General features: G+C 73.1%; 5 protein-coding genes. All 5 read right to left on the reverse strand.

The window, feature by feature from the left end:
• Positions 1-46: 46 nt before the first annotated feature.
• The gene (locus ITI46_RS31015) at positions 47-1,846 is read right to left on the reverse strand and encodes a GMC oxidoreductase (RefSeq protein ID WP_209243262.1); all 1,800 of its coding nucleotides are present in this window, start codon (positions 1,844-1,846) and stop codon (positions 47-49) included.
• A gap of 46 nt (positions 1,847-1,892) precedes the next feature.
• Positions 1,893-3,494 carry a succinic semialdehyde dehydrogenase gene (locus ITI46_RS31020; RefSeq protein WP_209243263.1) on the reverse strand — a complete coding sequence of 534 codons (1,602 nt, stop codon included), beginning with the start codon at positions 3,492-3,494 and terminating at the stop codon, positions 1,893-1,895.
• A gap of 113 nt (positions 3,495-3,607) precedes the next feature.
• Positions 3,608-5,308 (reverse strand): serine/threonine-protein kinase, encoded by a 1,701-nt coding sequence (locus ITI46_RS31025; protein WP_209243264.1) that lies wholly within the window; start codon positions 5,306-5,308, stop codon positions 3,608-3,610.
• Between the two features lie 58 nt (positions 5,309-5,366).
• Positions 5,367-8,252 carry a serine/threonine kinase C-terminal domain-containing protein gene (locus tag ITI46_RS31030; protein WP_209243265.1) on the reverse strand — a complete coding sequence of 962 codons (2,886 nt, stop codon included), beginning with the start codon at positions 8,250-8,252 and terminating at the stop codon, positions 5,367-5,369.
• Positions 8,253-8,489: 237 nt separating this feature from the next.
• On the reverse strand, positions 8,490-9,603 hold a 1,114-nt coding region (locus ITI46_RS31035), incomplete at its 5' end, for a serine/threonine kinase C-terminal domain-containing protein (RefSeq protein WP_504739822.1).

Below are 9,603 nucleotides of genomic sequence, written 5' to 3' on the forward strand. Positions count from 1 at the left end.
CCCCCGACCCCGGCTCCGGCCCCCGTCACCGCCACGACCCCGCACATCAGTCGGCCGCCGGCCGTTCCGGAACGGCCGGCACGGGCAGCAGCGGAAGCCGCAGCTCACCGAAGGCGCCCTCCGGCACGGCCGGGCTGCGCGGGGCGACCGGGCTCAGGCGTTCGTACGGGCGGTCCTGCGCGGGACGCGGGTCCGGCTCGCCCTTGTTGGGCCAGAACGCCATGGCGCGCTCGGCCTGCGCGGTGATGGTGAGGGACGGATTGACGCCGAGGTTGGCGGAGACCGCTGAGCCGTCGACGACGGAGATGCCCGGGTGCCCGTACAGCCGGTGGTAGGGGTCGATGACGCCGTGCCCGGGGCTGTCGCCGATCGGACAGCCGCCGAGGAAGTGGGCGGTCAGCGGGGTGCCCATCAGCTCGCCGATGTTGGTGCCGGCGAAGCCGTTGATCTCCTCGGCGAGCGCGCTCGCGGCCTCGGCGCCCTCGGGGATGTGCACCGGGTTGGGCGCCCCGTGCCCTTGCCGTGCGGTGAGCATGCCTTTGCCGAGGCCCTTGTCCTTGCGGTAGGTGGTCAGCGAGTTGTCGAGGGTCTGCATGACCAGTCCGATGATGATGCGCTCGGACCACTTGCGCGCGGACAGCGAGCGCAGGAAGAGCGCCGGGTGCCGCAGACAGGTGACGACGTGGGCGAGGGCGCGCGGCAGCAGCGTGTTCTGCCGTACCTGGAGCGTGGTCAGGGCGCTCATGGAGTTGGAGCCCTTGCCGTAGCGCACCGGCTCGATGTGGGTGTGGGCGTCGGGGTGCACGGAGGAGGTGATGGCGACGCCCTTGGTGAAGTCGAGCTCGGCGTCCTTGCCCCACTTCCTGCGGTATCTGCGGGCCACCGTCTGTGCGCCGACCAGCGCTTCGGAGTTGGTACGGGTCAGCTCGCCCAGACGGGGCGAGAGCCCGGGGAGGGTGCCGGCGTCCTTCACCCGGTGCAGCAGCTTCTGGGTGCCGTAGGTGCCGGCGGCCAGTACGACCCGCCGGGTGCGCAGGATGTGCGGTTTGGCGCGGCGCTTGTCGGTGGGGACGGTCAGCACTTCGTAGCCGTCGGCCTCGCTGCCCGGAGTGCGCTCCCGGATGCCGACGACGGTGGTGAGGGGGCGGATCTGAGCACCAGCCCGCTCCGCGAGGTGGAGATAGTTCTCGTTGAGGGTGTTCTTGGCGCCCCTGCGGCAGCCCGTCATGCACTCGCCGCACTCCACGCACGCGGTGCGCTCGGGGCCCGCGCCGCCGAAGTACGGGTCGGGGACGGACTCGCCCGCGCGGGCCCGTACCGAGCCGTCAGCGTCCTCGCCGTCGCCGAAGAAGACACCCACGGGCGCCAGATGGAAGGTGTCGCCGTAGCCGAGCCGGTCGGCGGCTGCCTTCAGGTGGACGTCGGAGGGCGTGGTCGTGGGGTTGAGCCGGACGCCGAGCATCCGCTTGGCCTGGTCGTAGTAGGGCGCGAGTTCCGCCTGCCAGTCGGTGATGTGGCCCCACTGGCGGTCCTCGAAGAACTGTTTGGGCGGCACATAGAGGGTGTTGGCGTAGTTCAGCGAGCCGCCGCCCACCCCGGCGCCGGCCAGGATCATGACATTGGCGAGCAGATGGATGCGCTGGATGCCGTAGAGACCGAGCGAGGGCGCCCACAGGAAGTTCTTCAGGTCCCAGGAGCTCCTGGGCAACTCCTCGCAGCCGAAGCGCCGCCCGGCCTCCAGTACGCACACCCGGTGGCCCTTCTCCGTCAGCCGCAGCGCGGAGACGGCGCCGCCGAAGCCGGAGCCGACGACGAGGACGTCGTAGTCGAAATCTTCCTGGGACACGCATACCTCCGGTTCCACGGTGAGGGGGCGAAGCACCGGGCAGTCGTCAGCGGAAGCGCAGCACCTTCAGCGCCTTCAGGGAGCGGGACATGAACGCCGCGTACGCCTCGTCGCTCATCCCGAACGACGGCGCCATCGGCAGCACCCGCTGGTGCGCCACCGTCTGCGGCTCGGTGTACTTGAGAATGCCCTCAGAGCCGTGCCGGCGGCCGAGCCCCGAGTCGCCCATACCGCCCATGGGCGCCTGGGCGGAGCCGTAGGCGGAGGCGTATCCCTCGTTGACGTTGACGGTGCCGGTGCGCAGCCGGGTCGCGACCTGCCGCGCCCGGCGCCCGTTGCCGCTCCATATGCTGGAGTTGAGGCCGTAGGGCGTCGCGTTGGCGAGTTCGACGGCCTCTTCGACGTCGGAGAAGCGGTAGACGGAGACGACGGGCCCGAAGGTCTCCTCACCGCAGACGGCCATCGCAGGTTCGACGCCCTCCAGCACGGTCGGCTCGTAGAACAGCGGGCCGATGTCGGGCCGTGCCCTGCCGCCCGTCAGCACGGTGGCGCCCTTGGCGACGGCGTCCTCCACATGCCGCGTGACGGTCTCCAGCTGCCGCTGGGAGACGAGGGAGCCCATGTCGGCGCCGTAGGCCAGGGACGCACCCAGCCGCATCGCGCGCGTACGGGCCACGAAGCGCTCCAGGAAGGCATCGGCGACGGACTCGTGCACGTACAGCCGCTCGATGGAGATGCACAGCTGCCCGGCCGAGGAGAAGGCGCCGCGTACAGCGCCCGCCGCGGCCTTGTCGAGGTCCGCGTCCTCCAGGACGAGCATCGCGTTCTTGCCGCCCAGCTCCAGGGAGCAGCCCACCAGCCGGGCCGCGGCCCGCTGGGCGACCTCCCGTCCGGTGCGGGTGGAGCCGGTGAAGGAGACGTAGTCGCCGCGGTCGGCGACCTCGGGGCCGACCACCGGGCCCTCGCCGAGCACGACCTGCCACACGTCGGCGGGCAGCCCCGCCTCGATCAGCAGGTCACGCGCCCACAGCGCGGTCAGCGCGGTCTGGGTGTCGGGCTTCATCACCACGGCGTTGCCCGCGACGAAGGCGGGCAGTGCGTCGCCGACCGACAGCTCGAAGGGGTAGTTCCAGGGCGCTATCTGTCCGACGACGCCGCGCGGGTGGCGCACTTCGGTGACCTTGGTCAGCGTCGGTATCGCGCCGGTGTGCCGCTTGGGGCGCAGGTAGGCGGCGGCCTTGCGCCCGTAGTGCCGCGCCGCGACGGCGACCGCCTGCACCTCCTCGTGCGCGTGCAGCCGCGCCTTGCCGGTCTCCAGCTGGATCAGGTCCAGCACCTCCGACTGCCGGGACAGTACGAGATCGTGGAAGCGCAGCAGCACAGCGGCGCGCTGCCGCACCGGCGTTGCCGCCCAGTCGCGCTGCGCCGCGCGGGCTTTCTCGAAGGCGGTGGCCACGTCCTCGGGTGTGGACTCGGGCAGCTCGGCCAGCACCTGACCGGTGAACGGCGACCGGCTGCTGGTCTTGCCGCTGCCCACCACGCCCCGGCTCAGTGCCGCGACGAGCGCTGGGGTCACGACGTCGGCCACCGTCCTGGCGTGCTCGGCGGCGGGGGCGACCGGGTTGCTGCTGTCCTTCGAGTCCGTCATGCGAGCGAGCGTACGACTGCCGGAGCGGGCTCGTATACCCGGCGGTAACCGCTTTTCACGGAATCTGCCAGTGATTGCTGGCAGAGCCGCCGCCTCCCCGGAGAGGCGCCGGCCTACAGGTCGTTGATCTTGAGGGACTGCTTCGCCTCCCGGAACACGGCCTCGCCGTCCTTGCGGGAGCCGCCCTTGGCGGGCATGTCCACGGACAGATCCCAGCCGACGCCGTTCTCGTTGACGTAGACCAGCTCGTGCCGGAACTTCTTCGGATCGCCGTCTTCCGCGTCGTAGGGCAGATACGTCGTGGAGATCTCGGCCGCTTCCTTGCCCTGCTGCTCGGCCTCGGCGACCCGGGCCTTCACGTCCTTCATGTGGTAGTTGTAGCTGTCGTCCCGGGCCCCGCCCTCGTAGAACTCCTTCTTGGCGTTGGCCTCGGCGAGCGCGTTCTCCTTGGCGTCCTTGTTGCGCACCAGCTTGAGGGAGATGACATCGCCCGGGTCGGTGTAGGTCACCTCGTCGTTGTCCACGCTGCGCTCGTAGTCCTGCGGCACCACGAGAGACGCCCGCACCCGCTTGTCCTCGTTCTTCGTCGCGTAGCCCTCAGGCGCCTGGTCGGCGGTGTGGACGAAGAACAGCGCCAGCGCCGCGCCGATGGCGACCACCGCGCCGCCCGTGCCGAACTGCCAGCCGCGGCTGGTCCGCAGCTTGCCGCCGAAGCCGCGCAGGAGCCGGACGAGGGCGCTGCCGCCTCCCGGGCCGGGCACAGGACGGGGCGACTGCTGCGGCGGGCGGGCCACGTCCGCGAGGGTCTGCCGGACCTCCGCCGCGTCAGGACGCAGCGCGGGCTCCTTGCTCAGCAGCCGGGTGAGCAGCATCCCGAAGGCGCCGGATCCGCTCAACGCGCGTGCGGGGCGCTGTGGTTCGGCCGAGAGCACCGCCTGCAGGGTGGCGGGGCTGTTGGAGCGGCGGAACGGCGACACCCCCTCGACCGCCGCGTACAGCACGACGCCGAGCGACCACAGGTCGGACTCCGGGCCGGGCCGCTGCCCCAGCACCCGCTCGGGCGCCACGAACTCCGGGGAGCCGACGAAAGCGCCGGTCTCCGTCAGCCCCTGCTCACCCTGCACCTTGGCGATCCCGAAGTCGGTGAGCACGACCCTGTCGTAGCGCCCCAGCAGGACGTTGTCCGGCTTCACATCGCGGTGCAGCACGCCCTTCTCGTGCGCGGCATCCAGCGCCCCGGCCACCGCGAGCCCGATCCGGGCGGCCTCACGCACGTCGATGGTGCCCTCGCCCAGCACATCGGCCAGGGAGCGGCCCTGGACCAGTTCCATGACGATCCACGGCTGTTCGTCCTCCACCACCACGTCGTGGATGGTGACGACGGACGGGTGGTCGATCCGCGCGGCCGTACGCGCCTCACGCCGCATCCGCGTGTACATCGTCTCGCGCTCCCGGGCGGAGAGATGGCCGGGCAGCCGCGGTTCCTTGACCGCCACGTCCCGGTCCACCACCTCGTCGTGCGCGCGCCACACGGTGCCCATGCCACCGTGTCCCAGCCGTGCCATGAGGCGGTACCGGCCGCCGATCACACGTCCGGTGCCGGGGTCGCCACCGGGCGCGCCCGACGGGGACGGCGCGATCTCGGTGGGTTCGTAGGAAGGCTCGTACGCAGGCTCGTGCGAAGGTCCGTGCGAAGGAGAGGAGGAAGGCCGCGCTCCGGGCGTGCCGGACGGACCGGACGGACCCGGCTGACGCGGCGGCTGCAGTCCATAGCTGGTTGTCGAATCGTCCAACCGGTCCCCCTCGTTCACCATGAACCCACCATTGCGCACCGCGCTGAGCCGTCGCCAGTGGATTCACACAGCTGTGACGTCAGGGAGCACGGGTGACGCGGTAGGTGTCCGCGACCGCCTCGAAGTGCCGGTCGACATCGGCCTTGTGGCTCTTGGAACCGAGGACGAGTACGACGTGATAGCGACCGTCCAGGATCATCGCCCTGTTGCGCGCGTACACCTGGCGCCCGCCGTCCTCGCGCCAGCTGAACGTGCCCTCGGCCATCGCCGTGTCCCCCACGTCGATCCGCCGCAGTCCACCGGTGCTCGCCCAGTCGGAGGCGCGGTAGGCGGACAGCTCCGGCTCGTCCTCGCTCTGGTAGGCCATCGGGTCCTTGCCGAACTTCCCCGTGCTGTCCCGGCCGTTGACGACGACCATCTCGACCTCGCCGCCGTTATAGCGCACCTGGCCGCGCCCGTTCGCTGAACGGCGGTCCCACTCCTCGGGCACGGCGATCCGGAACCCGGCGGGATCGCGGCTGATCCGGTAGCCCTGGGGGGCCTTGGGCGCCTTGGGCGTCTTGAGGCCCTGGTCGCTCCCGTCGCCGGTCTTGCTGTCGCTGTTGCGGTCGCTCTTGCTGTCGGACTTGTCACCCGGCTTGTCGCCGGACTTGCCGCCGGACCTGTCGTCGCCCGTCGGGTCGGGCGCGGGGCGGGACTTGTGCTCCTCGGGCACCACGACCGAACCCTTCTGGGCGCCCTTGCCTCCCTGGTTGTCCGGCAGGAACCAGGCGACGAAGGCCACTGCCGCCGCCATGCCGAGCAGTATCAGCGCGAGGACCAGCAGCCCCAGCCGGCGCGGGCCGCCGCCGCGTTCCTGGCCCGGGTGCCGCTGGGGCTGCACCGGCTCCGCGGCCGGAGCGGCCTGCGGCTGCTCCCGCTCATGGCGCTGTGACCGGTCGCGCCGCTGCGACCGGGCGGCCGGGGCGGCGTGCCCCGCCCGCCTGCGCTTGCGCCTGCGCACCAGTTCGCCCCGGCGCCGTACGATCGGCAGCCGGTGCGGGTCGGCCGGGCCGCCGGACTCCAGGGTGAGCGGCGCCGTGACCGTACGCCGCCCGACGTCCGGCTCCGGCGCCGAGCGGATGATCGACCGCAGCCAGCCCCGCAGCTCCTCGAAGTCCGGCCGCTCGGTGGGGTCCTGCCGCAGCAGCGACTCGACCACCGGGCGCAGCGGCCCGCAGTCCTCCGCGAACGCGGGCGGCTCGGCGCACACCATCTGCACCAGTTCCGCCGCGCCGTCCTCGGGGTAGGGGGCGTGGCCCTGTACGGCGCGGAATAGCAGTACGCCCAGCGCCCACAGGTCGGCCGCCGGGCCGACGGGCGGTGCCAGCCGCCAGTTCTCGTACACGGGCCCCGCCTGCTCGGGCGCCCAGCGCTCGGTGACCGGCCCGACGACCGTCATCCTGCTGTGCCGCGCCCGCTCCGCCGCCAGCGCCGTCACCGGCCCGCGGTAGCGCCCGGCCGGCGGCTCCGCGCCGCCCCAGGGAGCCGCGTCCTTGGGATCGGCGGATGCGGGGAGGGGGATCCCCTCGGCCCGGTCATCGGCGGACTGCTGGGCGGGGTGTGGGGCGGAGTGCCCGCCGGGTTGTCCGCCGGGCTGTTCGCCGGGTCGGCCGTACGGCGGGCGCGACGGTGGGCGGGCGCCATAGGGGCCAGGTGCGTCGGGGCCGTAGATCTCCTCGCGTCCGACCTCGCGCACGGCGCCGTCGGCCAGTGCGCCGGGCAGCACCTCGTCCTCGTCGGACGGCAGCCAGCGCACATCGTCGTCCAGGGCGTGCGTGGGACCGGTGTCGCGCTCCCCCGCTCCGCCCGGCCCGGCCGGCTCGCCGCCCGGCGCCGTGGACCACCAGTCGGTGACGGGGGGCCGCCGTGCTCCCTCGTCCCCGTCCCGGGTGCCGCGTCCGGCGTCCCGGCTGTCGGCGGCGGCACGCTGGGTGCCCTCGCGGTAGGCGGCGATCGCCCCGCGCCGTGCGGCCCGCGCGGAGAGGTCGTCGGTCGGGTGCTCCCGGCCGGAGAGTCCCTGGCCGCGGGGTCCGCGTACGTCCTCCTCCGGTTCGATGCCCTCGAAACCGAAGATGCCCCTGCGCCGCTCTTCGCCACTGCCGCGCGCGGTGAAGCCCTCGGGCAGCCGTTCCCCGGTCCAGGTCGCCGGTGCGGGGGCGGGGTCGGAGTCGGGAGCAGGCGCGGGGGCCAAGACCGGTCCGCCGCGCCCCGGCCTGACCGGCGGCTCCGGGCCGGGGCCGGAACCGGGACCGGCGTCGCCGCCGGCCCCCGGTTCAGGGCCGGCCGTCGGGGGTGGGGGCAGCGGGTCGTAGCCGCACAGCGCCTCCTCCGCTGCCCCCACCGCGAGGCCGGTCAGCAGTGCCCGCCCGTCCTCGCAGATGAGCACGGTGCGAGCGGTCACATTGCGGTGCACCCAGCCGTGCGCGTGCACGATCCGCAGCGCGGCGAGCAGGTCGGCGGCGATCTCGGCGGCGCGGTGCGCGCCCAGCGGCCGTTCGGCCAGCAGCGAGGCGAGGGGTCTGCCGGGCACCGACTCGCTCACAATCCACAGCCCGTCCTCCTCGACGAAGACGTCGAAGACCTGGTCGAGCCGCGGATGGTCGGGCAACTGCGCCGCGGCGACCGCGGCCTCCATCGCCCTGCGCACCGCGGGGTCGGCCGGGCGCCGGGCCGGCTGCCCACCGGGACGGCCGGTGCCGCCGTCCGGTCCGTGGCCGGTCATGCCGTAGCCCGCGTCGGCCTCGGCCTCGACCACCTCCGCCTCGACGACCTCGGGCAACGGCACCTGGCGGACGAGGACTTCCTGTCCGCTGGCGGTGTCCCAGGCCAGGGACTCGGCGAGTTCGTACGCGTCGGCAGGCGGCAGGGGCAGGCGGTAACGATCGGCCAGCAGCCGGCCCGTGTATCCCGCGTTCTCCTCCATGACGCCCTCCCCACCGCGCACGAGACCGCCAATTGTTTTCTGTTTCCGTCCCTTTATGGACAGCCCTGGACAGCTACGGTCCAACAGCTACGGTCCGCGTCCTTCACGATACGTCCGGGAACCGCCCGCGTCACCGCGCGACCGCCGCCCTGGTGGCTCACGCCGGGGCGCGGCGCCGTTGCTGTGGGATGCTCCGCCCGGCGGGATGGAGGCGAGCCGCCAGGGTTCGAGGAGCTGTCAGGCGTGCGGTTCGAACGTCTTGAACGCCGTCTTCCGCAGTGTCGTACACGCCTTGTCCTGCCAGGCGTCGGCCTTGCAGGTGATGAGGATGGCATAGCCGCTCTTGCCGTCGACCTTGAAGCCGCGGTTGAGAACGTGCACCTTCTTGCCGTTCTCCTTGCGGAGGAACTGCCAGTCGGCGACCGTCGGATAGCCGCGCCAGTCGACCTTCTTGATGCCCAGCGACTTGTAGCCGGGGCTGGAACTCTTGACCGCGGGCTCCAGCTTGCGCCAGGCGCCGACCGCGTCGGCGCCCGGGCTGCTGGTGTGGTCGATCTGGATCCGCGGATAACCGCCGCCGGGCGGGGCGTACTTGCGGCCGGAGTTCTGGCCCGCTATCCCGGCGCGCTTCCACGCCTCGGGCAGGGCGACGGAGAAGTGGAACCGGCCGTCCTTGACCCGGGCGTAGCCGCCGGGCAGCGCGGAGTCGCCCTTGTCCTCGGCCTTGTCGTCGGACTTGTCCTCGTCCGCCTTGCCGCCTTGCTCGCCGCCGGACTTGTCGTCGGACTGCCCCGCCGTCCCGGCAGCGGCCTGTTCGGCTTCCCTGGTGCCGCCCTTGCCGTCGTCCTCGCTGGTGCCGGCGGAGCCGCCCTTGGACGCGTTGTCGTCCCCGCCGCCGGAGTTCGCCACGATCAGCACGATGACGAGGACGACGACGGCCACGGCCGCCGCCGCGATGGCCAGCGTCCGCCGCGAGATGCCTTTGCGCAGCTCGGGCAGCTCCCGCAGATCGCGCAGCGAGGTGATCGCATCGCTGCCGCCGCTCTCGGGGGGCAGCGCCCGGCCACCGCTTCCCGTCCCCGGCAGCGGAGCGCCGCCCAGGCCGCCGGCGCCGGAGCCCGAGCCTGACCCCGCCTCGGCGCCGTTGCTTCCGCCCGCGCCCTGACCGGCGCCCGTGCGGCCGCCGGTCGCGTCGGCGCCGCCCGTACCGGCGCCCGCCGGACCCGTGGCGCTGCCGGCCGCAGCACCCGCCTGGCCCGCGCCCCGGCCGCCGCCGTGCTTGGCCCCGCCGTCGCTCTTCCTGCCCGAGTGCCGGCCCGGCGAGGAGGCGGGCGGCGTCGAGGGGCGGGGC

The sequence above is a fragment of the Streptomyces oryzae genome (assembly GCF_017676365.1).
GTDB classification, from domain to species: Bacteria; Actinomycetota; Actinomycetes; order Streptomycetales; family Streptomycetaceae; genus Streptomyces; species Streptomyces oryzae.

What these genes read in the sequence shown, in the direction of transcription:
- ITI46_RS31020 (WP_209243263.1), bottom strand. Translation starts at nt 3,494, where the DNA reads ATGACGGACTCGAAGGACAGCAGCAACCCGGTCGCCCCCGCCGCCGAG.
- ITI46_RS31025 (WP_209243264.1), bottom strand. Translation starts at nt 5,308, where the DNA reads ATGGTGAACGAGGGGGACCGGTTGGACGATTCGACAACCAGCTATGGA.
- ITI46_RS31030 (WP_209243265.1), bottom strand. Translation starts at nt 8,252, where the DNA reads ATGGAGGAGAACGCGGGATACACGGGCCGGCTGCTGGCCGATCGTTAC.